This is a genomic window from Corynebacterium sp. KPL2850 (assembly GCF_040225855.1).
GTDB lineage: Bacteria > Actinomycetota > Actinomycetes > Mycobacteriales > Mycobacteriaceae > Corynebacterium.
Genome location: NZ_JBEHFV010000030.1, coordinates 1 through 26,243 on the forward strand (window position 1 = coordinate 1; position 26,243 = coordinate 26,243).

Sequence of the window (26,243 nt, forward strand, 5' to 3'; positions counted from 1 at the left end):
CTTCGTCGAGGCGCAGATTCTGGGCGAGCTCGGCGTGGATTTCATCGATGAGTCCGAGGTGCTGCAGGCGGGCGATTTCCGCGCGAATCGTGCGCAGGTGCTTGACGGCCTCGGAGACATCGCCGGTGCCGGCCTCGCCCTTGGAGCGAATCATGGCCGCGCCCTCGGTGATGCGGCGCAGGGCCTCGCCCAGGTTGGTCGCGCCGCACACGAACGGCACGTCGAAGTCCCACTTATTGATGTGGTTGACGTAATCGGCAGGGCTGAGCACCTCGGACTCATCGATGAAATCCACGCCGAGCTCGCCCAGAATCTGCGCCTCGACGAAGTGGCCAATGCGCGCCTTCGCCATCACGGGGATGGATACGGCGTCGACGATGCCCTCGATAAGCTCCGGATCGGACATGCGGGCCACGCCGCCCTGGGCGCGGATATCGGCGGGCACGCGCTCAAGTGCCATGACGGCGCTGGCGCCCGCATCCTCGGCGATGCGCGCCTGTTCTGGGGTCACGACGTCCATGATGACGCCGCCCTTGAGCATGTCAGCTAGTCCACGTTTCACGCGCGTGGTCGCAATGTTTTCGGTCATGCGCTCTATACTGCCCTGCCCAAGTGGTACAAGTAAAGAACCATTTCCTGCGTGTTGGGTTGTACCACTTATACTGTGTTTATGCCCCTGCGCCTCGACCCCGCCGATACGCGCGCCCTGCCGGTGCAAATCGCCGCCGCCGTGCGCGCCGATGTCACCTCCGGCGCCCTGCTGCCCGGCGAACCCGTCCCCTCCACCCGCGCGCTGGCCACCCAGCTCGGCGTCTCCCGCGGCAGCGTCGTTACCGCATATGAGCAGCTCACCGCCGAGGGCTACCTCAGCGCGGAGGTCGGCTCCGGCACCGTCATCAATCCCCGCCTGCCCCACAGCCCACCGCCGCGCCCCGAGCCCGCGCCGCAGCCCGCTCCCGCACCCGACCTGCTGGAACTGACCCCCGGCCTGCCCGATACCGCCGGCATCATCACCCCCGAATGGCGCGCAGCCTGGCGCGATGCCGCCGCCCAGCCGCTTTCCGATGCCCCTCCACTCCCCCACCACATAGCCAACCACCTGCGGCACATGCGCGGGCTCCGGGTGGATCCGCGGCGCATCGTCGTTACCGCCGGTGCCCGCGATGGCCTCGCTTTAGTACTGCGCACGCTCGGTACCGCGCTGCGCGTCGGCGTCGAATCGCCCGGTTACCCCAGCCTGCGCCGCATTCCGCAGGCGCTTGGCCATGAGCTGGTGAATGTGCCCACCGATGCCGATGGCGTTACCGTGCCCGATACCGACCTCGACGCGCTGATTGTCACCCCGAGCCACCAGTACCCGTATGGCGCCTCGCTGCCGGCCGAACGCCGCGCCGAACTCGTCGCCTGGGCCCGCCAGCACGGCGCTTTACTCATCGAGGATGACTTCGACTCCGAGCTGCGCTATGTGGGCCAGCCGCTGCCCGCGCTCGCCGCGCTCGCCCCAGAGCGCACCGTGTTGCTCGGTACGTTTTCCACCGTCATTTCGCCGTCCATCGCCTGCGGCTATGTGGTGGTCCCGGATGGGCTGCGCGGGGGCATCGACAAGCAGCGCGAAATCTTTGGCCAGCCGGTCGGCACCATTCCGCAGGCCGCGCTCGCCCATTATCTGGCCAGCGGGGCGCTGCGGCGCCACACCGGCCGCATGCGCCGGACCTATAAGCGCCGCCGCGACCTCGTGGCCGATGCCCTGGGCGCTCTCCCCGGCGCGCGCCTGCTACCCATCAATGGCGGTCTACATGCGGTTTTACTGTGCGATCCGGCCATCGTCCCGCGCGCCGCCGCCCGCGGCATTAAGCTGACCCCGCTGCGCGAATACTGGGGCGGCGTAGACGCCGAAGACGGCGTCGTTTTAGGGTTTGGCCACTTAAGCGATGACGACCTGCGCCGCAGCCTGAGCGCAGTCGCCGCAGCCCTACGCGAATGTTAACCTGAATTTAAATGCCCTCGCACAGAAAGACGTAGGAATGGCGCTTGGCCCGCTCGAACTTCTGCTCATACTCATCCCGCTAGCTATCTACATCGGACTTATAGCCGGTGTCATTTATTTAATCGTGCAGGTTGCGCGCAATTCCAACGATATTAAGCAAAATTCGCAGGACATCGCGTACCTTCTGGAGGCACAGAAAAACGGCCCCTCCACTGGGCAGGGGCCGCATTCTTAAATGCCTAGTCCGCAGGCTTTTCCGTATTCACCGCGTGCGAAAAGTTCTCGCTGAATTCCTTGAAGCCCTTATTAAAGGTGCCCAGGTTTTCCATGAACCCGCCCATGATGTCTATGGGCAGCGGGAAGACGATGGTGGAATTTTGGTCCGCGCCGAGTTCTAAGACCGTTTGTAGGTAGCGCAGCTGCAGCGCCGCCGGGGCCTTGCCCAGCTCCTCGGCTGCCTCGCGCAGCTCGCGGGAGGACTGCAGCTCACCGTGGGCCGAAATGACCTTGGCGCGGCGCTCGCGCTCCGCCTCCGCCTCGCGCGCTAGGGCGCGCTGCATCATCTCTGGGATTTCCACGTCCTTAATTTCCACAATGCGGGTGAGCACTCCCCACCGTTCGGTTTGGCCGTTGATGATCGCCGCCAGGTCCTCGTTGAGCTCCTCGCGGTGGGCCAATAGGTCATCGAGGCTCGCCCGTCCCAAGAGCGAACGCAGGGTGGTCTGCGCAATCTGCGAGGTGGCCACGGCGTAGTTTTCTACCTCGAGGACCGCCTTGCTCGAATCGGTGACCTCGAACATGACCACCGCATTCACGCGCACGGATACGTTGTCCTTGGTGATGATTTCCTGCGGCGGAATCGTCAGCGTGACCACGCGCAAATCCACGCGCTCCAGCTTATCGATGCCCGGCAGCAAGAAATGCAGCCCCGGCTCCAACATCGGCCGCAGGTGACCAAAGCGGAAGGTCACGCCCCGCTCATACTGCTTAATCACCTTGAGCGAGTAGAACAAAAACACTCCGATGAGAGCGAGGATGATGCCGATGACGATCGGCCAGAATACGGGAGCGGACACTTAGATTTCCCCTTCCAGTTCTTGACGCACCGAGCGGTAGCGCGTGGATTTTCCGTACTTCGAACCATAACGATCGACCTGCGCCGCCAATTCCGCCTCGCGATTATCCATCTCCGGCACCACCAGCTGCGGCGCGTTCGAGGGCGTATTCCACAGGTGGCGGGCCAGCGGGTACACGCCAAACCCGGTGATGATAAGCACCGTGGCCAGCGTCAACGCCACTTCAGCGGGCGAATGGTAGCTAATCAGCGAGGCCAGAGGCAGCAGGTAGCCCATCGCCGCCACCGCCAGCGCGATGCCGCGGTGGAAGCGCCCCGAATCCGAGTGCGGCCACGGATCCAACTGGCGCGTGACCTCCCGGCCGTGGTGCGAGACCGTGCACTGCTGCTTGACTGGGCAGGTATTGCACACGGTCGGGTTCGCACGGTAGCGCATGACGCGGTTTTCCGGGTCGAAGCTGGAGGGCCAGAGCCAGTGATCTTCGGGGCATCGCCAAGCATCGTGGTCTTCCATGTACCGGAACGTGCCGGATTGGTTGGACATGGTGCGGTTGGCGGTTTGTTGCGCTAGCAGGTCGAATACCCAGGCCACCACGAGCAAGAAGAGCCCGTAGCACGCGGATAGTACGGTAAATGCACCCGGCATTAGTCGTCCTTCTTATCCGAGCGGTAGGTACCGCCCCACTTGGTGCGCGAATCAAATTCCTGGCGCGGCGCGGTGGCGGAATCGCCGCGCTCGGCATCGGGATCTTCCTCCTCCACGAAGGCACCGCGCTCATCGATGTACCCATAGCGCCGGCCCGTGGAGCTGCGCTTGTCGACGCGCCCCTTGCCGCCCGAGACCAGTCCCACCGAGGATCCCACGGGGACCTCGCCCGCATGATCGTCCTCATCTGGGGTGATGATGCTAAACAGCGGGTTGGTTGGGTGCTCCTCCACCGTTGGGATGTCCTTCTTGTAGAGCACGCCGCGCAGCGCCATCCAGAGGAAGGGCAGGACGCCGAGGAGGAACATGACATCGCCAGGCAGGCGCAGCCATTCCATGATGAAGTTGCCAGGCTGGGTGATATACCCCAGCGACCGCGCTTCCACGTAGCCCGATCCGACGGATTCGTAGAGCTGCATGATGCCCAGCGGCAGGAGCGAAATGACCACCATCCATAACAAGCCCAGGTTTTGCAGCCAGAAAGCCCAGCCCATGGCCTTATCGGACCACTTGTCCTTAGGGATGAGGTAGCGCAGCGCAAAGACCGACAGGCCCACGGCCAGGAAACCGTAGACGCCCATCATCGCGCCGTGGGCGTGGTTTGCGGTAAGCGCCGTGCCGATTTCGTAGTAGGAAACGATAGGCAGGTTGACGAGGAAGCCGAAGATGCCCGCGCCTAAGAAGTTCCAGAAACCGACGGAAACCAGGAACATCACTGCCCAGCGGTGCGGGAAGGGGCGCTCGCCCGAGGCGCGCTGGCGGGACCCCAGCTGCATGAAGGTCCATGCTTCAACGGTCAACAAGGTCAGCGGCACGACCTCGGCGGCCGAGAAGAATGCGCCCAGGGCCATGTGCTCGACCGGGGTGCCCGAGAAGTACAGGTGGTGCATCGTGCCCAGCACGCCACCGGTGGAATAGAGGATGACGTCCAAGAAGATGATGCCCAGGGCAATCTTTTCGCGGACCACGCCGAGCAAGACGAAGACGTAGGCCACCATGACGGTGGTAAATAGCTCGAGGAAGTCCTCCACCCAAAGGTGGACCACCCAGAAGCGCCAGAACTCAGCGACGGAGATGTGGGTTTCCGATCCCGCCAGGTTGCCCACCGCGTAGAACGCTGGGATGGCAAGGCCGGCGTAGAAGAAGAGCCACGGCATATTGGACTTGTGCTCATTTTTCAGGCGGCCGCGCAGCTGGCGGTAGATGATGCCAATCCACACGAACATGCCGATGGTCAGCAACAACTGGAAGAAGCGCGGCAGGTCCAGGTATTCCCATTGCTGGGAAAATAGCGTGCCCTCTTCGATGTAGCCCATGGTAGACAGCCATTCAAAGGCCATGGAGCCAAAGACCACGACCGCGATGGCGCCGAGCAGGAACCATACGAGCCAATGCTGCTTCTTCGGTTCCTTCTTACCCACGAACGAAGCCAGGAAGATGCCGGCTGCCAAGAGCCCGCCGGCGGTCCACAGGAGGGAAAGCTGCACGTGCCAGGTGCGCGAGACGTTATAGGGGAGGATTTCTTGCAGCGGTATGCCAAAGAATCCGGTCAGCTCCGTGCGGTAGTGCTGGCTGGCCGCACCCAGCAGAGCCTGGATTAAGAACAGCAACGCAATGACCAGGACGAACCAGGCCACTACCTTCTGCGACTTGGTCAGCCCAACCTCGCCCGGCTGCTTAAAGTCCAGGTTCGGCGCTTCTTCCGCATGCCAACCAATGGACTTGGACCACCGGCCGTAAATCGCAAAGATCAGGCCGGTACCGCCGATGAGCGCGATGAGCGAGAGCACCGACCACACCACGAGGTCCGCGGTCGGACCGTTGTCCACGCGTGATTCTGCCGGCCAGTTATTGGTATAGGAATAGTCGTGGCCTGGGCGCTCTGCCGCCGAAGCCCACGCGGTCCAACCGAAGAAGCCAACAAGGTTATTGATGTCTTGCTCATCGGTAATAAAGTCCGACGGCAACCCACTGTTGTGGGAATCGGGGCCAAAGTACTGGGCGTAGTAATCCTTATTGGCCTCGAATGCCGAAATCTGGTTATCGGTCCACTCCAGCACGCCCGTTTCTTCGTCGTAGCGGTTGGTGCGGAATTCTTCTACCACGGCCTCTTCGGGAGTGGCGGAAGAATCAACGAAATCGGGCATACCGTTCGCGTCGTTTTCCTCGCGGGCATGATCGAGGGCGTGGCGCAGGTACTCCGCCGTATAGTCCGGTCCTAGGTAGGCGCCGTGGCCCAGCACGGAGCCGTATTGCTGCAGGCCGCGGGCCTGGTACAACGCCTGGCCGTTAGTGATCTCTTCCTTGGTTAAGACCGTTTCGCCCGTGGATTCGGAGACAATCTTTTCCGGCAACGGCATGGATGCGTCATAGGTGCGGTACGCCAAAAATCCCATGACCAAAAAGCCAAAGATCATGACGAGGGCGATGCCCTGCACCCACACGTTGCTCACCTTGAGGACCGGTTTCTTCCGGTCCTCAACCCCAGTCGTGGTGGTGGCCATAAAGTGTCCTTTTCACAGTTGTAGAGAGTTCGACATACATCATTATGAACGGATAAAGCGGTGTTAAATAGTCGAACGAAACGCCCTTACCCCCATTCGCCCGCATCGGCCAGCCCGCACACGGGCAATATTGGGAAAGTCGGCGCACCATATAGCCGGGTTCCGCCCCCAGAATGCCCACCCAGCTTGTTTACCCCCGGTTTTTCCGTAACAATTAATGCATGACATTCGCAGAGCACACCAAGCGCAATTGGCTCATCACGTTATTCGCCGCGATCTTCCTCGCCGCCATCGTTTGCATGATTTTCTTAAATGATCCACACCGCACGATGGTGGTCGCCATGGTCTTTATCGCCTCGGCAATCCTGCTCTTCGGCGCGATCCTCGGAATCTGGTACCTATTTCGCCGCAAGGACGAGAAAGACCCGCAGTAGCTAGGCTGGGGCGCATGGAATTTAGCTTGCTTGGCCACGCCTGCGTCGCCGTTGCGGCGCCGGGCGGGCGTATCCTCATCGATCCCGGAACCATGACGCCCACCATCCCCGACGCCGATGCGGTGCTCATTACCCATGCGCATGCAGATCACCTAGACTCGGACCGGCTTCCCGATGCCCCACTCTGGGCACCTGCCGAAGCCTGCGAACAACTAGGGCGCGGTACCGCGGTCTCACCGGGCGAGACCATCACCGTCGCAGGCCTCAACATCGAGGTACTCGGCGGCCAACACGCGCCGATCCACCCGAATATCCCGCGCCCAGCCAACGTGGGCTACTACTTGGGCGGCCTACTCCACCCGGGCGATCAGTACATCGATCACCCGGCCAACGTGCTGCTCCTGCCCATCGCTGGGCCCTGGGTAAAGGCTGCGGAGGCCGCCGATTATGCCCAGCGCGTCGGCGCCGCGGTCACGGTTCCCATCCATGACGCCGTGCTTTCCGATGTCGGCCGCACCGCCTTCGACACCATGCTCACCAAAGCCGGAGTACAGGGCTATAAGCGGCTAAATCCAGGCGAAAAATTTACCGCTTAGTCTATTTTTATTCTCTGACTATCCTGCGGTTTCGCGGCGGGGTGCTGTACGTTACATACCGCTTGGTCTAGTCTTGCGTGGCATGACGACGAAATACGATAACTCCAACGCAGACTGGTCCTTCGCTACCCGCTCCGTTCACGCAGGCCAAAACCTCGACGGCGCGCACAACTCCCGCAACGTGCCGATTTACCAAACCACCTCGTACGTCTTTAATGACGCCGAGCACGCGGCCAACCGCTTCAACCTCTCCGATGCAGGCCCCATCTACACCCGCTTGACCAACCCAACGCAGGATGCGCTGGAAGAGCGCCTGGCCTCCCTTGAAGGCGGCGTGGCCGCCGTGGCCTTTGCCTCCGGCCAGGCAGCAGAGACTGCGGCCATTTTCAACCTCGCCTCGGCAGGCGATCACATCGTTACCTCCCCACGCCTCTACGGCGGCACCTCCACGCTTTTTACCGTCACACTCAAGCGGCTTGGCATCGACGTCACCCTCGTGGAAAACCCGGATGATCCCCAATCCTGGCAGGACGCCGTGCAGCCCAATACCAAGGCCTTTTACGGCGAGACCTTTGGCAACCCGGTAGCCGATGTCCTCGATATCCCAGCCATCGCCGAGGTCGCCCACACTAACCAGGTCCCGCTCATCGTGGATAACACCATCGCCACCGCGGCGCTGGCCCGCCCGCTCGACTTGGGCGCGGACATCGTCGTGGTCTCGACCACGAAGTTCTACACCGGCAATGGTTCTGCCGTGGGCGGCGCGATTATCGACGGCGGCTCCTTCGACTGGACCGTCGAGCGCGACGGCAAGCCAGTATTCCCCTACTTCGTCACCCCGGACGAGGCCTACCACGGCCTAAAATACGCCGACCTCGGCGCCCCCGCCTTCGCGCTCAAGGCCCGCGCCGGCCTGCTGCGCGATACCGGCGCCGCCATTTCCCCGTTCAATGCATGGCTGACGCTCAATGGCATTGAGACGGTAGGGCTGCGCATCGACAAGCACAATGCCAACGCCCAGGCCGTGGCCGAGTACCTGGAAGGCCACGCCAAGGTGACGAAGGTCAACTACGCCGGCCTGGATTCCTCGCCGTATAAGAAGGTCAAGGAGAAGCTGGGCTATTCCTACACCGGCTCCGTGCTGTCCTTCGATATTGACGGCGGGCGCGAGGAAGCATGGGCGTTTATCGATGCCCTAAAACTCCACTCCAACCTCGCCAATATCGGCGATACCCGCACGCTGGCGGTTCACCCGGCGACCACCACGCACTCGCAGTCCGATGATGCCGCCCTGGCCGCGGCGGGTATTGCGCAGTCCACCATCCGTTTGTCCGTGGGCATTGAAGATATCGACGACATCATTGCTGACCTCGAACTGGGATTTAACGCACTGGCATGAGCTGTATAAGTATCGGCGATTTTCGCACCGAAGCAGGCGCCACGCTTTCCGATGCCCACATCGCCTACCACCGCTTCGGCCATTTCCTCGGCGATCCGCATGGCGGAAATAACGTCATCCTGGTGGAACACGCGCTGACCGGCAACGCCGATGTAGCCGAGTGGTGGTGCGATCTCATTGGCCCAGGCAAGGCGCTGGATACGACGAAGTGGTGCGTTATCGCCATGAACGCACTCGGTGGCTGTAATGGCTCCACCGGCCCCTCCTCCCCGCATGCAGATGGCCGCAGTTGGGGATCGCGTTTTCCGGCGTTATCCATTCGCGATTTGGTGGCCGCGGAGAAAAAGGCGCTGGAAGAACTCGGAATAACGCGCGTACATGCGATTATCGGCGGTTCTATGGGTGGCGCGCGCGCCTTGGAATGGACATTGATGTACCCGGAGGCGGTCGACGCTGCGTGCGTTATCGCCGTCTCCGCGCGCGCCTCCGCGTGGCAGATTGGTATCCAGTCGGCGCAGATTTCCGCGATTGAGCGCGATCCCTTCTGGCACGGCGGCGACTATTATTCCTCCTCCCAGCGCCCTCGCGAAGGACTCGCGGCGGCGCGGCGCATCGCGCACCTGACGTATCGCGGCGAGCAGGAAATCGATGAACGCTTTGGTGTTCAGGCCCAAACCGACGAAGAACCCCTCGGGCCCTATCGCCGGCACGACCAGCGCTTCGCCGTGAACTCCTACCTGGATTATCAGGGCTCGAAGCTGGCGGATCATTTTGATGCCGGCTCCTATGTCACACTTACCGAGGCCCTCAACCGCCACGACATCGGCCGTGGCCGCGGCGGCCTGAACCGCGCACTGGGTTCTTCGCAGGTACCGACCATGGTCGTGGGCGTCGACACGGACATCCTTTATCCCTATCACCAGCAGGAACACCTCTCTCGGAACCTAGGCAACCTGCTGGCCATGGCGAAGGTAGTCTCACCTGTTGGCCACGATGCATTCCTCACGGAATCGCGCCAGATGGACCGCATCCTGCGCAACTTCCTCACCCTGTCCCAACCACACCCGCTGGACGTGGACAGCACCATCGACTACGCCATCTAGCCAGCCCCGCCCGCACGCCAGCGCGGGGCACAATACCGCACCGCCTACGCCAGCGGTTTACAGTCGCTAGTGACTCGACGCACGACCCCGGCGCACCAGTGCGGCTGGCGGGCTTCCCGTCATTTGGCGTGCAAGTGACCGTTGAGCTGGCGCGTAATACCGCGTGGCTTACACGGTCGCGGTTGCTCCGGCGCACGAACGGGAAACGCGGCGCGAGGCAAACAGGGAAAGGGCCGGCGCGGTGAGTGGCTAGCCGGGGCTACTTACAGAAGGCATACAGAAGGATCGCCGAAACGGCGCAGGTTTAACTGCGCTGGCTTCGGCGATGTTCTTTATCGGGCCCAGGGCGGGCGCCACACGATGCCTTCGTGCGGGCGGCGCTCTAGGCGCCCGCGACGCGGCGGGGCATTGGGGTCATCGTCGTTCACGGAGTTGTGGTACTTGCAGGCGATCGTCAAGTTCTCGGAGTTGGTCTCGCCGCCGAGCAGCCACGGTTGTAGGTGGTGAACCTGGCATTCATCGGCCGGGATATGGCAATCGGGCCACGGGCACACCGGATTCTCCGCCATCGCCATCTGCCGCTGCTTCCAGGTGGCCAGCCGGCGCGTGTGGTACAGGTTCACGGGGCCGGTGACGGGGTGGATGAGGGTGATGAGGCCGGCATCGGCAAGCGCGCGCTCCGCTAGCTGCGCACCGGTGATGCTGGCGCCGTTGGTCAGCTGCAGGGTGACATCATTCTCGCCGTGGATAACCTTCACCATGTTATCCAGTGTGAGGACCACGTTGGTGGTGATGGTGGAGGTGGCCGCGCCCTCTGCAAATACCCGGCGCGCATCGTCCACGGTGGAGACGTGGTTATTAATCTCAGCCACCAGGTCCGATTCCGCGGTGATGGTCAGCGTCCACAGGTCATCGGTGCGGCGGGTAAGCCGCACGCCCTCCGCGCGCTTCTGGGTGCGCTCCTCCTTGACGCGGCGGCGGGCGCGCTTTTCTATCTCGCTGGTAGAAACGTTGAGCCGGCACAGCTCCTCGCGCAGGGCCCACGCCGCGCGCTGGGTCTTTAGCTTCTGCGCGTGCACCTCAATGATTTTCAGCGCATCGAGCGGGAGCGCGGTCGTGCGGGCGGCGCGCTGCTTGGCGCTAAACGATGTCTTGCCAAAATACGTATCCGCCAAGCGCGCGAATTCCGCGGCCTCTTTATCGCTAAAGCCGCGGGCTACCAATTCGGCTTCGGATAGCCCAGCGCACTCCCCGATGAGCGCCATCGGGGAGTTAATCGCTGCGAGGTAATCCGAAATCATGGCCCCGAGCCTAAACCGCGGGTAGCGGCGGGCGCGAGGCCAAGAGTGCTGCGGCTGTGGATAAGCACGCGACACGCCGCAGATTGGTGATACTGAAACAATCACCTGTGGATAACTAGCTGCCCAGCGCGTCCACGGAGTAGGCGAGAAAGGCCATCAGCGCGCCGATGACGCCGGTAAACGTGGCATCGAAGCGGCGCGATCGCACCGCCAGCACGCCGACGCGGCTCGAATCACACGTCAGGCGCACCACCGTCAGCCACAGCAGCGCGAGCCCGAGCAAGAAGGTGGCCCTGCGCCAATACTCGAAAATGGCGTAGCCGCCGGACAAAGCCACCCCGGCGATGAAGAGCCCGATGGCCACCCACTGCACGGAAGCAGGCAGCGGGGACGGTGCCAGGTGCGCGTCGTGAGGATTGTCTAAATTCACGCCAGCTTTTCCGCGCGCTCAACGATGTTGCGTACCAAAAAGGCACGCGTGAGCGGTCCGACGCCGCCTGGGTTCGGCGAGACGTACCCGGCCTTATCCCAGCAGTCGGGGGCGATATCGCCGGTGAGCTTGCCGTCGACGCGGGATACGCCGACATCGAGAAGCGCGGCGCCTTCCTTAATCATGTCTGCGGTGAGCATGTGCGGCTGGCCGGCGGCGGCGATGACGATATCGGCTTCACGGGTTTCGGCGGCGAGGTCCTTCGTGCCGGTGTGGCACAGGGTGACGGTGGAGTTCTCGCTGCGGCGGGTCAGCATCAGGCCAATGGGGCGACCGACGGTCACGCCGCGGCCGATGACGACGGTCTTGGCGCCGTCCAGCTCCACGCCAAAGCGGCGCAGCAGGTGCAGGCAGCCATTCGGGGTGCACGGCAGCGGGGCTTCCTCGTTGAGCACGAGCTTGCCCAGGTTGACCGGGTGGAGGCCATCGGCGTCCTTTTCAGGATCGATGCGCTCGAGGATGGCGTTCTCATCCAGGTGCTTGGGCAGCGGGAGCTGGACGATGTAGCCGGTGCAGGCGTCATCGGCATTGAGCTCATCGATGACCGCCTCGAGCTCCTCCTGCGAAATATCCGCCGGCAGGTCCTTGCGAATGGAATTAATACCCAACTTTTCGCAATCGCGGTGCTTCATCTTTACATAGGACTGGGAGCCTGGATCCTCACCCACCAGAACGGTGGCCAGGCCAGGGGTTATCCCCTTGTCTTTCAGGGCGGCCACGCGCTCGGCGAGGTCCGCAAAAATCTCGTCACGGTACAAGGTGCCATCTAGTTTGGTAGCGCTCATAGCCCCCATCCTAGACTGAAGGCATGAGCCAGCTGCACATCGTCTTTGATAATCCCGTCATTCCGACCAATACCGGCAATGCCATTCGCACCGCGGCGGTGACGGGCGCGAGCCTGCACCTGATTGAGCCGCTGGGGTTTAACTTTGACGATAAGCACTTAAAGCGCGCCGGTCTGGACTATCACGACTTGGCAGATGTGCAGATCCACAAGGACTTCGACGTGTGCATGGAGGCGCTGCCCGGCGCGCGCGTTTTCGCATTCACCACGCATACGGATAAGTGGTTTACAGACGTGGAGTACCAAGACGGCGACGTTTTGCTCTTTGGCACGGAGCCAACCGGCCTGCCAGATGAACACGTCAACCATCCGCGCATCACCGATCAGGTGCGCATTCCGATGGTCCCGGCCAGGCGCTCGATGAACCTCTCCAACTCCGCATCGACCGCGGTCTTTGAGGCCTGGCGCCAGCTTGGATTTAAGGGAGCGGTGTAAGTTCTGGCAGGTCGCGGGAGCGCAGGCGGTTGAGCAGCGCGTGGGCATCGGCAAGCGCGAGGTTGCGCGCCGCCATGGACACGGGCCCCTGCACGAGGTCGAGCTCCACCGTGGCTAGGCCGAATAGCTGGGATATCGGGCCGCGGCGCAGGGTGAGTTCCTGGATGTGGCGCAGCTCGATGGCTTGGACGCGGCGGTTGAAGCGGCCGGCGCGCACGATGACATAGTCGCCGGTCAGCGCGACGGTTTGCTGCCGGTAATCGATGGGCGAGACCCATTTGGCGCGCGCGGGCGAGGCGTAGGTCGGGGCGGCATCGGCGGGCAGGAATTGCCGGGCCTGGACGCGCTTGCCGACGGGCACGATGCGCGTCGATCCCGATCCCTCGCCGCTGGCCATGCCGCCGTAACCGGCGACCGACACGCGCGTTTCGTACCAGTCGAAGGGCCGCCACAGGAAAGGCTGGGTGACCTGGACGGCGTGGATGCGCTCGAGGCGGATGTTTTGGCGGCGGCGATCGGCAAGGCCGTAAGTGATATTGAGCACGCCATCCTCAAGGCTGGCGGTATAGCGCCACGAGGAGTCAATCACGTTCCAGGCGCGCGGGACGGTGGCCAAAAGGATGGGCAGCGTGATGGTCAGGGACATCGGAGTGACCACGAGGAATACGAGGGCTGCAATAAGAACGATCGTGGACACGTGCAAAGCGGCCGCGACCAGGGAACGTGCGATGGGGATTTCGGGGATGAGGATATTGTCCTCTTCCTCGGCCGACTGTTTTTCAGCCGGCCGTTCTTCAGCCGGCCGCTCTTCTGCCGGCCCCTCGGCCCGTGGCTCGCCGTGGACGCGGGAGAGGATTTCGGCGCGCAGGGCCTCGGCATCGCGCTTTTTCAGATAGGCGATTTCGATGGCGGACGACTGCCCGCCGGCCGTTTCCACGCGCACGGCCGCGAGCCGGAAAAGGCGGGCGATAACGGGCTCGACGACATCGACCGCCTGCGTGCGGTCATAGCGCGCGGTGCGCTGCTGCTTCGAAATAACCCCGCGGCGCAAGGTGAGTTCTTCCTCGCCCAGCCGGTAGCCCATCTGGCGCCACCACACGCCGGACACGAGCCAGACCACCGCGCACACTGCGATAAACCCGGCCAGCGCGAGGCCAATATCGCGCAGGTCCGCGGCGCTGTGTTCGCCGGTAACGAAGGCAAAAAGTCCGCGCAGCGCCTCCATATTGACGTTTAAGGCAAAAGCCGCGATGACGGCCAGGATGACCGACCACAGCCGCAGTAGCGGGGTCAAGCGGTGGACGCGGTGGTAGCTCATAGCCCGCTCATCCGTTCGCGGGCGTGGTGGGTGAGGCGGGTGCGGAGGGCATCGGCAAGCGGGGCGTCCAAGCCCTTCACCGTGGCGTCCGTGGTTGCGGAGGCGGTGTGCAGCTGCAGTTCCTTGAGCCCGAAGGCGCGCTCGAGGGGGCCGGCGGACACGTCCACGAACTGGATGCGGCCGTAGGGCACAACGGTGAAAGAATGCCACAGCTTGCCGCGCGTAATGAGCAGCTCATCGTCGGTTTCGCACCAGCCCATGCGGCGTACTTGGGCCGGAATGAGCCAGAGCAGCCAGAAAAAGAGGACGGCGAAGAGCCCCGCCGCCCAGTAGAACCACGGGGTCCACCAGTACCCTGCCGCTGCGGCCGCCGCGGCAGAAATAACCGTCCAGCTCAGGTAGCGGATGTAGCGCACCTTAACCAAACGCGGCGAGACGGGGTTCATTTCTTCGCTCATAGCTACTGACAGTAGCAATCGGTCTCGCATCCTTGCGCCACTTATCGTTATTCGATATTATCGAATTACGACAACATCGAAAGTCGATAAGGAATCGACGGAAAGGATTGTCATGACCACCCCGCAACCCACCTCCCAAACTGAGCGCCGCGAAATTACCGCGGCGGCCACCCTCTGCCTGTTCACCATTGTCATCCTCGGCCCCACCTACCTGCGCGACCTTGTCACCGGACGCTTTTCCACCGCACTGAGTGCGGCCATCCCGGAAGGCCTAAGCAAGCACAACCTCGACGGCGGGCCATTCTGGATGCTCACTGCGGGGCTCGTCGTCAAGATTGCAGGAATCTTGATTATCGCGTTCTTTGCCTACCGCTTGGTCAAACCAATGCTTCGTGGGCAGGTTTTCAATACGAAAAACATCCGCTTCCTTAACGGAATGACCATCGGAATCCTTGTCTGGTTTATCGGACGCTTCCCACTCGAAGGCATGGGCAATAACTGGGCTTCCTCGCAGCTCGACATTGACTGGTGGGCCAGCCAGAGCGGTTCCTCATTAGGCGAGCTTGCGCTGCCCTACCTTTTTGTCTGCACCCTCCAGCTCTTCTCAGTTGCCATCAAACGCGGCAGCAAGCTCGAAGAGGAGGTTGAAGGCCTTGTCTGAGGAGCAAGAACCCCAGGTGATCTGCCACCTCGACCGGAAAATGGAGGAGCGCGGTATTACCGGAGCGGCGCTCGCGAAAGAGGTAGGTATCACGCCAGTTAACCTGTCCGTCCTGAAGAATAATCGCGCCAAGGCCGTGCGCTTTAACACTCTTGCGGCACTGTGTACGGCGTTGGACTGCCAGCCGGGCGATATCTTCGAAGTGGAATAGAAAACCTTGTCAGAGTGTTGGGTTTATGCAGTACTTTGACCTATGTCCACCGAAATCTATAGGAAGAATTCCTAATGGATAACTAACTCACCGCAGGCGCTTAGTACTGGCCGGCGATATTTTTTCGGCCTAGCCACCGCTTTTGGGCTTCGATGCGGAGAAAACTAGCGGAAATCACGGGAGCCGCGCGAGAGGAAATCGCCAAAATCCAGCGGCTCGAGCTTATCCGCGACCACGCTTACCGCGCCGGTGGCGTTTTGCACGATGCCGCGGATGATAAGCACGCGGGCGGTGCGGGCCAACACCTTCTGCCGGGACCACAATCCGGGTGAGACCATCACATTCATCAGGCCGGTTTCATCCTCCACTCCCAAAAAGGTCAGGCCGGAGGCGGTGCGCGGGCGCTGGCGGTGCGTAATGATGCCGGCGATGCGCACGCGGGTGCCATCGGGGACGTGGGGAAGGCGGGAGGAAGGCAGGACATCGCCAAGCGCGGCCCTGACTAGCTCCATAGGCTGCTTATCGTGGGTGACGCCGGTGGCGGCGACATCGGTAGCCATCAGCTCGAAGGCCGACATGCCGGGCAGGTGCGGCGAGGCGAGCGCGGACGTGCCAGGCAGCATGCCCTCGCGCTCGGTGGCGGCGACGCCAGCCTGCCAAAGCGCTTGGCGGCGCTCCAACCCCAAGCACTCTAGCGCCCCCGCCGTGGCCAGCGCCTCCACCTGCTCCACGCTGAGATCCGCGCGGCGCGACAGATCGGAGACGCTACTAAAGGGCGCGGCGGCCTCCACGCGCTCGGCGGCCTTATCCCCCAGACCCTTGATGAGGTTGAGGCCCAACCGGATTTCGCCGGTGGGCAGCGCCCTGGCCTGCGCGCCGGAGTCATTGATGCTCACTGGCAGCACGCGCACGCCGTGGCGCCGGGCGTCCTGAATGAGCGACTGCGGCGAATAAAAGCCCATGGGCTGCGCGCGCAGCAAGCCCACGCAGAACTCCGCCGGGTAGTGGTGCTTGAACCACGCGGAGAAATACACCAGCGAGGCGAAGGACTGCGAGTGCGATTCCGGGAAACCGTAGGCGGCAAAGGCGGTGATCTTGGCCCAGAGCTTCTCCGCGACCTCACCCTCGATGCCGTTGGTGGCGCGCAGGCCCTCGAAAAAGCGGCTGCGCAGCGCGGCCATCTTGGCCGGCGAGCGCTTCGAGCCCATGGCGCGGCGCAGGTCATCGGCCTCGGCGCCGGAAAAACCGGCGGCATCCACCGCAATCTGCATCAATTGCTCTTGAAAAAGCGGGATGCCCAGGGTTTTACCCAGCGATTTCTCCAGCACCGGGTGGTCATAGGTCACGGACTCGAGGCCATCGCGCCGGCGCAGGTAGGGGTGCACGGAGCCGCCCTGGATGGGGCCGGGGCGGATGAGCGCGACCTCCACCACGAGGTCGAAGAAGCGGCGCGGTTTTAGCCGCGGCAGCGTGGCCAGCTGCGCGCGGGATTCCACCTGGAAGACGCCGACGGCATCGGCGCGGCAGAGCATGTCATAGACCGCGGGCTCGGCTAGGTCGAGCTCCCACAGGCGCACCTCGCGGCCGGTGGTGGCGCGCACGGCATCGATCATGTGGTGCAGCGCCTCCAGCATGCCGAGGCCAAGCAGGTCGAATTTCACCAGCCCAGCGGCGGCGCAATCGTCCTTATCCCACTGCAGCACGGAGCGGCCTTCCATGCGGGCCCATTCCATCGGCACCACGTCCGCAATCGGCCGGTCACATAAGACCATGCCGCCGGAGTGGATGCCGAGGTGGCGCGGCTGGTCGAGGAATTGCTCGGCGAGCAAGGAGACATCGGCAGGCGGCTCGGCTATACCCTTCGACCACGCATCGGCAGAGCCCTGCGGGTAGCCCAGCGCGCGGGCGGCGTCGCGGGTAGCACCCTTGCGGCGGTAGGTAATGACGTTGGCCACCTGTGCGGCGCGGTCGCGGCCGTGGGTGCGATAGACGTATTGGATGACCTCCTCGCGCCGGCCGGATTCGATGTCGATGTCGATATCCGGCGGGCCATCGCGTTCCGGTGACAGAAAGCGCTCAAAGAGCAGCTGCGCGGAAATGGGCTCGGCGTTGGTAATGCCCAGCGCGAAGCAGACTGCGGAATTGGCCGCGGACCCGCGCCCCTGGCACAGGATATTTTCTTGGCGGCAAAAATCCACCAGGTCGCAGACGATGAGGAAGTAGCCCGGAAAGCCCAGCTGCTTGATGATGCCCAGCTCGTGCCGCATCTGGTTTTTCGCCTTGGCCTGTATTTCGGGCGGGCGCGAGGCGTAGCGCTTTTTCCCGCGCCGCCAGACCTCGTGCTCAAGCCAGCTCATCTCGGTATGCCCCTCTGGCACGACAAAGTCCGGCAGGTTGGGCGCGAGGGCACCCCAGGTAAAGGAGCATTCGCGGGCAAGGCGGACGGTTTCGGCGATAAGCTCGGGCCGGCCTGGGAGCAACTGGGCCATCTGCTCGCCGGAACGCATCCAGCCTGCGCCCATCGGGTGGGCATCCGGTGCGGCCTCTTCTAAGGATTGGCGGTGCGCCAGGGCGCGCTTGGCGGCGGCGAGACGTACCTGGTCGCGCGTTGCTGCCGCAGGTCGAGCGGTTGCGATGGCGCGGAGATTATTGTACTTGTCCAGGAAACTGTGGTGATCCGCATCTTCGGGAGACATTGTGCACGCATATTCGAGAACTATGCTGTCTATTTTTATTCTTTCGAGAACGTGATCGATTTTTTGTATGGCCTCCCACCCCAGCAGGAAAAAGCACTCCCCTTCCAGCTCGCGCGCCACGGCGTCTAGGGGCGGGTATGCAACGCCTCCCTTCTCACCGGCTTCCATCCGCGCGCGGGCGATAAGGCGCGAGAGGCGGCGATAACCTTCCGGGGTGCGCGCCAACACGGTCACCGGGGCCTCCGCGAGGGAAAGCTCCGCGCCGTACATGGCCGGAAGTCCGACCTTAGCTGCGGCTTCCGCGAATTTCATCAGTCCGTAGAAGCCATCCCGATCCACAACGGCCAACCCTTCGAGTCCAAGCTCTAGGGCGCGGGCGACCAGCTCTTCCGGCTCGGCGGCGCCGTCGAGAAAGCTATAGGAGCTTACCGCATGCAGCTCGGCAAAGGGCACGGCGGAGCGCCCGCGCTGGATAGGGTCATCGCCGCCGAGGTGATGCACGGCGACGGGCGCGGCAGTGTCCTTGCCGGATAGTATCCTTTCTAAACGCGACCACGGCAGCGCCTTTCCACCATTAAATTTCACCCTTCACAGGGTAATGTCGAATTAGTGTTCTATACAACCCGGCGCAATGAGACGCGTTCAATAGACAAAGCGGTTCGCTTATTGCTAGATTGCTAAACGGTCAATTTATTTAAACTCCTACATGTAAGGGGACCTCATGCAGATTCGTCGCGCAGCGGCCGCTACCGCCGCCGTTACCGTCGCCGCCACCAGCCTCGTGGCCTGCTCCTCCGACGCAGATGATGACAAGACCATCGCTGTTGGCACCACCGATGATGCAAAGCAGGCCTGGGTTGCCTTTGAGCAAGAAGCCAAGGACGCCGGCTACGACATCGACATCAAGTCTTTCTCGGATTACAACACCCCGAACCAGGCCCTGAACCAGGGCGAGCTGGATACCAATAACTTCCAGCACCTGAAGTTCTTGGCCGAGTACAACCACGGCAACGGCACCAACCTGGTCCCCATCGTCGCCACCGAAATCGTGCCGCTGGCGCTGTTCTGGAAGGGCCACGACTCCCTCGATGGCATTGAGGGCGAAGAAGTTGCCATCCCGAATGACTCCACCAACCAGGGCCGCGCCATCAACGTGCTGGTCCAGGCTGGCCTTGTCACCCTGAAGAAGGACGGGCTTATCACCCCGACGCCACTGGACATCGATGAGAAGAAGTCCAAGGTCAAGGTCGTGCCGGTCGATGCAGCCCAGACCCCATCCGCGCACGGCGAGGGCACCCCGGCGATTATCAATAACTCCTTCCTGGAGCGCGCCGGTATCGACCCGGCCACCGCCGTATTCCAGGATGACCCGAACTCCGAAGAGGCTGAGCCTTATATCAACGTCTTCGCCGTTCGCGAGGAAGACGCCGATAACGAGGACATCAAGAAGCTCGCCGAGCTGTGGCACTCCGATGCGGTACAAAAGGGCGTCGACGAGGACTCCGCAGGCACCTCCGTCGAGGTTGAGCGCACCCCAGAAGAACTCCAGGAAATCCTGGACAAGCTCGAAGCAGATTTGGACTAATCACCCTTGCCTTCTACCCCGCCGGTTTTCACCCCGGCGGGGTTTGGCACTTCCCCGCTAAGGACGCAACCCGTGGCAGATTCCACCCAGAGCGGCACTCGCATTGAGTTCCGCAATATCACCAAGGTTTTCCAGCAGAAAAAGGCCGAGGTCAAAGCTCTTGACGATGTCTCCTTGACCGTCGATTCCGGCGAGATCATCGGCATCATTGGCTACTCCGGCGCCGGCAAATCCACCCTGGTCCGCATGATCAACGGCTTGGATACGCCCACCTCCGGCGAGCTGCTGCTCGATGGCCAGAATATCGTCGGCATGTCCGAAAAGAAGCTGCGCGGCATCCGCCGCAATATCGGCATGATCTTCCAGCAGTTTAACCTCATGAACTCCCGCACTGCGGCGGGCAATATTGAATACCCGCTGCAGCTGCAGGGCATCGGCAAGCGCGAGCGCCAACAGCGCGTGCAGGAGCTGCTGGATTTCGTTGGCCTGGGAGATAAGGGAAAAAGCTACCCTGAGCAGCTTTCCGGCGGCCAGAAGCAGCGCGTGGGCATCGCGCGCGCCCTGGCCACGAATCCTTCGCTGCTGCTTGCCGATAAAGCCACCTCCGCCCTCGACCCCACCACCACGCAGGAAGTCCTCGACCTGCTGCGCCGGGTGAATAAGGAGCTCGGCATCACCATCGTGGTCATCACCCACGAAATGGAGGTCGTACGCTCCATCGCGGATAAGGTTGCGGTGATGGAAAATGGCCACGTCGTCGAACAAGGCAGCGTCTACCAGGTCTTTTCCAATCCCCAGACCGCCGTGGCCGCCAAGTTCGTTGCTACCTCGCTGCGCAATGAGCCCGACGTGGTGGAAACCGATGACCTGCTCGTGCATGAAGGCCGCCTGTTTACCATCAACCTGACCGAGGAATCCGGCTTCTTCGGCGCCGCCGCCAAGCTGAAGGATGCGGGCGTATCCATCGCCGTCGTCCACGGCGGTATTACCACCTTGCAGCAGCACTCCTTTGGCAAGCTCACCGTGCGCTTGAGCGGTGACGATGCCGCCATCGAAGAGTTCTACCGCGCCCTATCTGCCACCACTCAAATTGAGGAGATTGAACGATGAACGTCAACTATCTCGCCGCCGCCGACTGGGACCGCTTGGGCGGATCGCTTGTCGATGCCATCGTCGACACCCTCATCATGGTCTCGACCACCCTCGTCGTCGCCGGCATTCTGGGCCTAGGGCTCGGCATTTTGCTCTACACCGCCCGCCCGGGCGGCATCCTGCAAAATAAGGCCGTCTACCTGGTGGTCAACCTGCTGGTGAATTTCGTTCGCCCCATCCCGTTTATTATTTTGCTGGCGTTTGCGCAGCCGCTCACCGTCGCCGTGATGGGCGGATCCATCGGCCGCGAACCGGCCACCTTCGTGATGGTCATCGCCGCCACGTTCTCCGTGGCGCGCGTGGTGGAACAAAACCTCGTGGCCATCGACCCCGGCGTTATCGAGGCCGCCCGCGCCATGGGCGCTTCGCCGTGGAAGATCATTACCTCCGTGATCATCCCGGAGGCCCTCGGCCCGCTGATTCTGGGCTATACCTTCCTGTTTATCGCCATCGTGGATATGTCCGCCATGGCCGGCTACGTCGGCGGCGGCGGACTGGGTGACTTTGCCATCGTCTACGGCTACCGCGCCTTCGAGTGGGAAGTCACCGTCGTGGCCACGCTTATCATCATCGTGCTGGTGCAGGCCGCGCAGTTCTTTGGCAACTGGCTCTCCTCCAAGGTTATGCGCCGCTAATAAGCTCCACGCCCGTGGCCACAAGCGCCTTGCCGGTCTTGGGCGCGTCGCCGCAGGAAGAGACCACTCCTTCCACGGCGCGCTGCTCGAGCGTCACGCTCCACCGCCGGCCATCGGCATGCGTGACCACGGGGCCCTGCTTTTCGTCTTCTGCGTGGAGCTGACCGTAGTAGAGGTCCTCGGAGGCATCGATAAGCTCGCGCGCTACCGCCAACTCCGCCACCTGGCCGCGCGGGCCGAAGATGCCGCGCCCGCGATTGACCGGGTAGAAATACTTTCCTTGCGCCGCCGCCGCAATCATCTGCGCGGCGGCTTCCTTATTCATCCGGCCAAAGGAATAGGCCCAGGGCATGAGCATGACCGAGGGCGCGAAGCGGTGCCCCTTCGTGTGCGAGGTCTCCCACACCATATCCGGGTAGTCCTCCACCAGCTCCGCGGCGAGCGGCCGGCCCTTCACGGCGCAGCACTTATCGCGCTTAGCGTGGGTGCACACCAAAACCAGCGGCGTATCGAGGGATCCTCCCCCGTTGCGGCCCGGCGCGGTGAGATCCAAATCCAGGATCTTTTCCGGACCGGTCAAAAGGACCAATTCCATCACGCCCTGCTCGGCCCACACCAGGTAGCACCGGTGCATGGTGCCAATTTGGCGGCCATCGCGGCCGGGGCGGCGAATCAATTGCAGCCCCGCCTGGCCCTTGAGCTTCTTCTTCAGCTGGGCCGTGAGCTCCGGGCCAAAAGTATCGCCATCAAGCACATCGCGCGACCAGCCGCCGGGCCACTCAAAGAGGACAAACACGGACTCTTTTTTCGCCGTGCCGGGCAGCGGTTCCACCTGGTAATCTGAACAGAAATCGGTCATGTATCCTAGCCTAACCCGTCTGCAACTCAGCTCACATATTTAGCAACAATTCGGTCAAGATCTGCCCCCAACGCTAGGCAGTAATTACTGGAAATTATACTCTAGTGGTCATGTATAAAGCCCGCCTCTCGCTCCTGCTTGCCGCCGCAGCCTTCCTCACCGGCTGCAGCACCGAATCAGCGGATGACACCACCATGGCGGCCTCTGTGGGAAACTCACACATCAACCCGCTGGGTGAGGCGGATATGAGCATGAAAACGCTGCGACCAGAGGCCCCTTCGGAGCTCGTGATGACCAAGGTACGTGTGGGCCAGCACGATGGTTTCGATCGCGCCGTCTTCGAGCTCGAGGGCGAGGGTTCCCCAGGCTGGTTCGTGGATTACGCCGATAATCCCAAACAGCAAGGCTCCGGCCAGCCCATTAACTACGCCGGTGATACCGCGCTCAATGTCAATATCGATGGCGTGGTCTATCCCTTTGAGGCCGGCATCGACGAGCCGCGCATCGGCGTCGTCGAGGCACCTGCCGGTGGCGTTATTACCCAAGTGGTCAACGGCCGCACCTATGAGGGCCGCAGCCAGTTTGTCATCGGCATGAACCAGCGCAAGCCTTATTCCGTGCAGGTACTAGAAAATCCCACGCGCCTCGTGGTAGATATTCGCTCCTAATACGTCGCTTCCACGCGCCAGCACCCCTCTGACCACACCAAGAGCCAGGCGCGCTGGCGTTGTTCCCGTTCGGCCTGGCCCACAATTTGTAACCGCGCCGCGTGCTGCGGCTGTTCGGTCCACCACTGCGTATCCACCGGCCACGGCCCAGCCCAGCCGATAACGCGGTAGCGGTGCGCGCCCCACCCGAGCGCCACGGGCACAGACGATAGGAGGGCCTCGGCTGTGACGATGACGTCCCGCGCGGCGGCATCGATAAGCCGAATGCGCGCGGCCGGATGGTTCGGCCCGCCGCCCAGGCGTGCGGGAAGCGGTGTGGGAATCCTGCCTGGCCAGCTGCCCTCCGGCGTGGCATCGCGCTGCTCCCCATAGGGAACGTACTCGATGCGCTCGGCCACCCCACGTCCGCCGGCGCCCCGCGGCTGCAAGACGCGGTCTATGCCCAGCTGCGATTGCACGCGCGAAATCACCCGCTTGACCTGTTCCTGCGAGGCATCCCCGCCCCAGAGGCCAGCGGCCTGTGGCCTGGCCACCTCTACCGGCTCGAGCACTAACCGCACGATCGCAGCACCGTCCTTGCCGCTCGACCGCGCCGCCGTAAGCCACCCATCCAGCTGCCAGCGCACCCGGTCCGCGGTCGCCTGCTCCGTGAGCGCCTCGTGCGTGCGCCACACCCGGGCCACGGTTTCGCCGGTAGCCAGCTCCGCCACCACGCGCAGGCGCACGCACACCACTTCCGCCTCCGCCAGCCGCACGTGCAGCTGCGCGGCCAATTGCCGGGCCACGAACGCCGCCGCATCCACGCGTTCGATGGATTGCTCGCTGCTAACGGACAGGTCAGGCCGCGCCATTTCCGGGGACACGCGCCGGTCCGCCCGCGCGTGCGCCACCTCGTGCGCGCGCTTGCCCTGCTGCCCAAACCGGGTGACTACCTGCTTAAACGGCAGCGCCGCCACATCGCCTAGCCGGTGCACGCCCAATTTCTGCAGCTGGGTCACAAATTCCGCAGAAAACCCCAGCGCGGCCTCCGCGGCTAAAACGCTCACGGGCTGGACGGCCAAGAAATCCCGCGACTGACCCTCCGGCACCACCGCGCCTACCCCGCGATGCCGGGCCGCGATGATGGCCGTGGCAATCTCGTCTGCCACGCCGAGGGTGGAATCAAAACCGGCGTGCGCGGTGGCATCGGCAAGCATCTCCAGCGCCTCCGGCCCGTGGTAACGCAGCGCCGCACCCGCATCCACGATGGCCAGGCCAGGCCGCAGCACCTCCACAGACGAGGCCACGGCGTCCAAGCCCGCCGCAATCTCCGCGAAGGCCGCTCCATCCCTATCCGGGTTTGCCTCTACCACCTTTACCTCAGGGCAAATCGCCTGGGCCTGGCGCAGGCGCATCCCGCGCCGAATGCCCGCCCGGCGCGCCGCGCTATCGCAGACCAGCACCGCATGATTGCGCGCAATCAGCACCGGCCCCGCCTGCCCAACCGCCTGGATGGGCCAATCCGGAAACCACACCGCAGCCGCCCTCATACGGCCGCCAACCTGCGGGGCTCGCCCATGGTAAGGCTCCCGCGCGCGGTGCCCTTTTTCGAGTCCACCGCAAGATCAATATCCACGCCGCGGATGCGCCCGCTGCCCTTGCCGATGCCCCGATACGTACTCACCTCCGCCCCAATGCGCACCGCAGTGCCCGGCAGCCGCGCGCCCACGGTCAGCACCGCGGCCTGCCCGCCGCGGATCTTCGCCCACACCGGCCGCGCCTTGGCCGGACTCAGCTCGCCGGGCGGGCCATGGTGGATGATAAGGTCCATGCCCTCTGCCAGCACGCTGGTTACCACCCATGCCTCCAAGCCCGGATCGGGGACGGTGACCACGTTGTTGAGCCTCCCCATTTCGGCAACTTGTGCGAGAGAAAGATCCGGCCACCCCACTATCCCCACATGACCCCCGTGGGCCGTAAGATGGCAGATAAGCTCCACCACGAGCGCGGGGCACTCCGCACACGAGACCACCTTCCGCCGGGCGAGCCCACCTGCGGGAAGTAGCCACGCCAGCTGGGGAAGGGTATCTACCAGCTCGTCTTCATCCTCCTGCTCCATCGCCTGCATGCGGGCGCGCAGCACCGCAACGCGGTCGGATCTCTCCAGCCCCGCTACCGCTTTTTCTAGGCGAACGTTCGTTTGACCCACCCACACAGTATGAACCCTCAACCGGACACATGCAACTGTATGTTCGAATGGTAGTCTTAAGCGCATGAACCTGAACGAGGCCTACGGTGCTATGCGCGAGAATCCAACCCCCATCCCCACCCCGCCGTGGGTGCGCCTCGGATCCTCCATCCTGCTTGGCGCCACCGTCGCGCTGCTGACCACCCGCACCCATTTCTTCGCCACCCTATCTGGGGCCGCGGTCTGCCTCGTGGCGGCATTCGTCTTGGTCTTTGCCCACCCCTACCGCCGCGAGATGCGCTCCTATGCTGACCGGCACGATGCCGATCTCATCCCCACCATCGCGCAGCTAGTACCGCTGATGATTCTATGGCTTCTCATCATGCTCGCGCCCATCCTGGGCCTGCCCGCGTGGGGCTCGGCGCTGGTGTGGGTTGCGGTCTCATGCATCAGTTTTATCGCCTTCCCCCACGTGGATGGCACGCGCCGGCTGGCCTTTGTCTAATCCATGCGACACTGCGGGGACTTATCCACAGGATTTCCCCGGTTTTCACGCTACGGATCCGGGTTATCCACAGTTTGCACCTTTGCAGTTGCCCTAGCGATTGAGCGCGGGCTAACACCGCCCTAGCGTAGGCGGCATGAACGCACTCGAGACCTACCTCACCGCCCTCGCGCCCGGCATGGACATCATAACCGCGTGCCGCGGGCTCTCTGGGTCTGAGCTTATGGAGCGCGGCGCGCCCGATACCATCGCCGCCGACCTGCTCCTTTTGTGCGAAAGCTACTACGGCCGCACCGCCTTTAGCCGGATGCAACGCCGCGCCATTGCCGATGCCCGCACCAACGCCCACCCCATTGCCCTCCTCGCCGGCATCGAGCGCGGGCCCGAACCCCGGAAAGTGGACACGGGGATTTAATCAAGATGCGATAGTAAGTGTAGCTGATCCGGCGGCTTC

At 63.0% G+C, this 26,243-nt stretch carries 27 protein-coding genes; 14 read left to right on the forward strand and 13 right to left on the reverse strand.

Annotated features, from left to right (window positions below; genetic code table 11):
• The coding region (locus ABRP93_RS09625) for a beta/alpha barrel domain-containing protein (protein ID WP_502879658.1) at positions 1 to 589 on the reverse strand (589 nt) is incomplete at its 3' end.
• 81 nt (positions 590 to 670) lie between these two features.
• Between ABRP93_RS09625 and pdxR the strand changes: the two genes are divergently transcribed.
• Positions 671 to 1,987: a MocR-like pyridoxine biosynthesis transcription factor PdxR gene (gene pdxR / locus ABRP93_RS09630; protein WP_349887783.1), complete on the forward strand. Its 1,317-nt coding sequence runs from the start codon at positions 671 to 673 to the stop codon at positions 1,985 to 1,987.
• A 239-nt stretch (positions 1,988 to 2,226) separates the two neighbouring features.
• On the opposite strand, the gene ABRP93_RS09635 is transcribed toward pdxR, so the two are convergent.
• The 3 genes from ABRP93_RS09635 to ABRP93_RS09645 are packed head-to-tail and all read right to left on the reverse strand — an operon-like array spanning position 2,227 to position 6,272.
• The gene (locus ABRP93_RS09635) at positions 2,227 to 3,063 is read right to left on the reverse strand and encodes an SPFH domain-containing protein (protein WP_502879659.1); all 837 of its coding nucleotides are present in this window, start codon (positions 3,061 to 3,063) and stop codon (positions 2,227 to 2,229) included.
• Positions 3,064 to 3,708, reverse strand: a complete 645-nt coding sequence (locus ABRP93_RS09640) for a hypothetical protein (RefSeq protein ID WP_349887784.1) — start codon at positions 3,706 to 3,708, stop codon at positions 3,064 to 3,066. It lies immediately after the preceding gene.
• Entirely contained in the window at positions 3,708 to 6,272 is a 2,565-nt protein-coding gene (locus ABRP93_RS09645) for a nitric-oxide reductase large subunit (protein ID WP_349887785.1), read from the reverse strand. Before ABRP93_RS09645 ends, ABRP93_RS09640 begins: the two co-directional genes overlap by 1 nt.
• Positions 6,273 to 6,493: 221 nt before the next feature.
• On the opposite strand from ABRP93_RS09645, the gene ABRP93_RS09650 reads away from it, so the two are divergent.
• The 4 genes from ABRP93_RS09650 (at position 6,494) to metX (ending at position 9,804) form a co-directional block, all read left to right on the forward strand.
• A complete protein-coding gene (locus ABRP93_RS09650) occupies positions 6,494 to 6,706 on the forward strand; it encodes a hypothetical protein (protein ID WP_284770133.1) in 213 nt (70 codons plus the stop codon).
• 14 nt (positions 6,707 to 6,720) lie between these two features.
• Complete coding sequence (locus ABRP93_RS09655) at positions 6,721 to 7,302, forward strand: MBL fold metallo-hydrolase (protein WP_349887786.1); 582 nt, start codon at positions 6,721 to 6,723, stop codon at positions 7,300 to 7,302.
• Between the two features lie 82 nt (positions 7,303 to 7,384).
• Positions 7,385 to 8,701 (forward strand): O-acetylhomoserine/O-acetylserine sulfhydrylase, encoded by a 1,317-nt coding sequence (locus ABRP93_RS09660; protein WP_349887787.1) that lies wholly within the window; start codon positions 7,385 to 7,387, stop codon positions 8,699 to 8,701.
• Positions 8,698 to 9,804 (forward strand): homoserine O-acetyltransferase MetX, encoded by a 1,107-nt coding sequence (metX, locus tag ABRP93_RS09665; RefSeq protein WP_349887788.1) that lies wholly within the window; start codon positions 8,698 to 8,700, stop codon positions 9,802 to 9,804. Before ABRP93_RS09660 ends, metX begins: the two co-directional genes overlap by 4 nt.
• Before the next feature lie 332 nt (positions 9,805 to 10,136).
• Here the strand turns inward: metX and ABRP93_RS09670 are convergent, their stop codons facing one another.
• The 3 genes from ABRP93_RS09670 to ABRP93_RS09680 form a co-directional block, all read right to left on the reverse strand.
• Positions 10,137 to 11,105, reverse strand: coding sequence for an HNH endonuclease signature motif containing protein (locus ABRP93_RS09670; protein ID WP_023025323.1), 969 nt, complete (start codon positions 11,103 to 11,105; stop codon positions 10,137 to 10,139).
• 115 nt (positions 11,106 to 11,220) lie between these two features.
• A complete protein-coding gene (locus tag ABRP93_RS09675; RefSeq protein ID WP_023030162.1) occupies positions 11,221 to 11,535 on the reverse strand; it encodes a DUF3017 domain-containing protein in 315 nt (104 codons plus the stop codon).
• On the reverse strand, positions 11,532 to 12,380 hold the full coding sequence (locus ABRP93_RS09680; RefSeq protein WP_349887789.1) for a bifunctional methylenetetrahydrofolate dehydrogenase/methenyltetrahydrofolate cyclohydrolase: 849 nt from the start codon (positions 12,378 to 12,380) through the stop codon (positions 11,532 to 11,534). Before ABRP93_RS09680 ends, ABRP93_RS09675 begins: the two co-directional genes overlap by 4 nt.
• Before the next feature lie 23 nt (positions 12,381 to 12,403).
• Between ABRP93_RS09680 and ABRP93_RS09685 the strand changes: the two genes are divergently transcribed.
• The gene (locus ABRP93_RS09685; RefSeq protein WP_349887790.1) at positions 12,404 to 12,874 is read left to right on the forward strand and encodes a tRNA (cytidine(34)-2'-O)-methyltransferase; all 471 of its coding nucleotides are present in this window, start codon (positions 12,404 to 12,406) and stop codon (positions 12,872 to 12,874) included.
• On the opposite strand, the gene ABRP93_RS09690 is transcribed toward ABRP93_RS09685, so the two are convergent.
• Both ABRP93_RS09690 and ABRP93_RS09695 read right to left on the reverse strand, forming a co-directional pair.
• Positions 12,858 to 14,192, reverse strand: a complete 1,335-nt coding sequence (locus ABRP93_RS09690; protein WP_349887791.1) for a PH domain-containing protein — start codon at positions 14,190 to 14,192, stop codon at positions 12,858 to 12,860. The two genes, ABRP93_RS09685 and ABRP93_RS09690, sit on opposite strands and share 17 nt — an antisense overlap.
• Positions 14,189 to 14,650 carry a PH domain-containing protein gene (locus tag ABRP93_RS09695; RefSeq protein WP_349887792.1) on the reverse strand — a complete coding sequence of 154 codons (462 nt, stop codon included), beginning with the start codon at positions 14,648 to 14,650 and terminating at the stop codon, positions 14,189 to 14,191. Before ABRP93_RS09695 ends, ABRP93_RS09690 begins: the two co-directional genes overlap by 4 nt.
• Before the next feature lie 112 nt (positions 14,651 to 14,762).
• On the opposite strand from ABRP93_RS09695, the gene ABRP93_RS09700 reads away from it, so the two are divergent.
• Entirely contained in the window at positions 14,763 to 15,311 is a 549-nt protein-coding gene (locus tag ABRP93_RS09700) for a hypothetical protein (RefSeq protein WP_349887793.1), read from the forward strand.
• Positions 15,295 to 15,522: a helix-turn-helix domain-containing protein gene (locus tag ABRP93_RS09705; RefSeq protein WP_349887794.1), complete on the forward strand. Its 228-nt coding sequence runs from the start codon at positions 15,295 to 15,297 to the stop codon at positions 15,520 to 15,522. The genes ABRP93_RS09700 and ABRP93_RS09705 overlap by 17 nt, the downstream gene beginning before the upstream one ends.
• A gap of 164 nt (positions 15,523 to 15,686) precedes the next feature.
• On the opposite strand, the gene ABRP93_RS09710 is transcribed toward ABRP93_RS09705, so the two are convergent.
• On the reverse strand, positions 15,687 to 18,803 hold the full coding sequence (locus ABRP93_RS09710; RefSeq protein WP_349887795.1) for an error-prone DNA polymerase: 3,117 nt from the start codon (positions 18,801 to 18,803) through the stop codon (positions 15,687 to 15,689).
• A gap of 136 nt (positions 18,804 to 18,939) precedes the next feature.
• Here ABRP93_RS09710 and ABRP93_RS09715 point away from each other — a divergent pair, with 136 nt between their 5' ends.
• The 3 genes from ABRP93_RS09715 (at position 18,940) to ABRP93_RS09725 (ending at position 21,590) form a co-directional block, all read left to right on the forward strand.
• Entirely contained in the window at positions 18,940 to 19,803 is an 864-nt protein-coding gene (locus ABRP93_RS09715; protein WP_349887796.1) for a MetQ/NlpA family ABC transporter substrate-binding protein, read from the forward strand.
• A 72-nt stretch (positions 19,804 to 19,875) separates the two neighbouring features.
• The gene (locus tag ABRP93_RS09720; protein ID WP_349887797.1) at positions 19,876 to 20,913 is read left to right on the forward strand and encodes a methionine ABC transporter ATP-binding protein; all 1,038 of its coding nucleotides are present in this window, start codon (positions 19,876 to 19,878) and stop codon (positions 20,911 to 20,913) included.
• Entirely contained in the window at positions 20,910 to 21,590 is a 681-nt protein-coding gene (locus ABRP93_RS09725; protein ID WP_005277229.1) for a methionine ABC transporter permease, read from the forward strand. Before ABRP93_RS09720 ends, ABRP93_RS09725 begins: the two co-directional genes overlap by 4 nt.
• Here ABRP93_RS09725 and ABRP93_RS09730 read toward each other — a convergent pair.
• Positions 21,577 to 22,449: a sucrase ferredoxin gene (locus ABRP93_RS09730; RefSeq protein WP_126318356.1), complete on the reverse strand. Its 873-nt coding sequence runs from the start codon at positions 22,447 to 22,449 to the stop codon at positions 21,577 to 21,579. The genes ABRP93_RS09725 and ABRP93_RS09730 overlap by 14 nt on opposite strands.
• A 110-nt stretch (positions 22,450 to 22,559) precedes the next feature.
• On the opposite strand from ABRP93_RS09730, the gene ABRP93_RS09735 reads away from it, so the two are divergent.
• A complete protein-coding gene (locus tag ABRP93_RS09735; protein ID WP_349887798.1) occupies positions 22,560 to 23,117 on the forward strand; it encodes an AMIN-like domain-containing (lipo)protein in 558 nt (185 codons plus the stop codon).
• On the opposite strand, the gene ABRP93_RS09740 is transcribed toward ABRP93_RS09735, so the two are convergent.
• Both ABRP93_RS09740 and imuA' read right to left on the reverse strand, forming a co-directional pair.
• Positions 23,114 to 24,646, reverse strand: coding sequence for a DNA polymerase Y family protein (locus ABRP93_RS09740; protein WP_349887799.1), 1,533 nt, complete (start codon positions 24,644 to 24,646; stop codon positions 23,114 to 23,116). The genes ABRP93_RS09735 and ABRP93_RS09740 overlap by 4 nt on opposite strands.
• Entirely contained in the window at positions 24,643 to 25,305 is a 663-nt protein-coding gene (imuA', locus tag ABRP93_RS09745; protein WP_502879660.1) for a DnaE2-dependent mutagenesis accessory factor ImuA', read from the reverse strand. Before imuA' ends, ABRP93_RS09740 begins: the two co-directional genes overlap by 4 nt.
• A 64-nt stretch (positions 25,306 to 25,369) precedes the next feature.
• On the opposite strand from imuA', the gene ABRP93_RS09750 reads away from it, so the two are divergent.
• Both ABRP93_RS09750 and ABRP93_RS09755 read left to right on the forward strand, forming a co-directional pair.
• The gene (locus tag ABRP93_RS09750; protein ID WP_005277210.1) at positions 25,370 to 25,789 is read left to right on the forward strand and encodes a hypothetical protein; all 420 of its coding nucleotides are present in this window, start codon (positions 25,370 to 25,372) and stop codon (positions 25,787 to 25,789) included.
• 136 nt (positions 25,790 to 25,925) lie between these two features.
• Positions 25,926 to 26,204, forward strand: coding sequence for a hypothetical protein (locus tag ABRP93_RS09755; protein WP_349887801.1), 279 nt, complete (start codon positions 25,926 to 25,928; stop codon positions 26,202 to 26,204).
• The last annotated feature ends 39 nt before the right edge of the window (positions 26,205 to 26,243 follow it).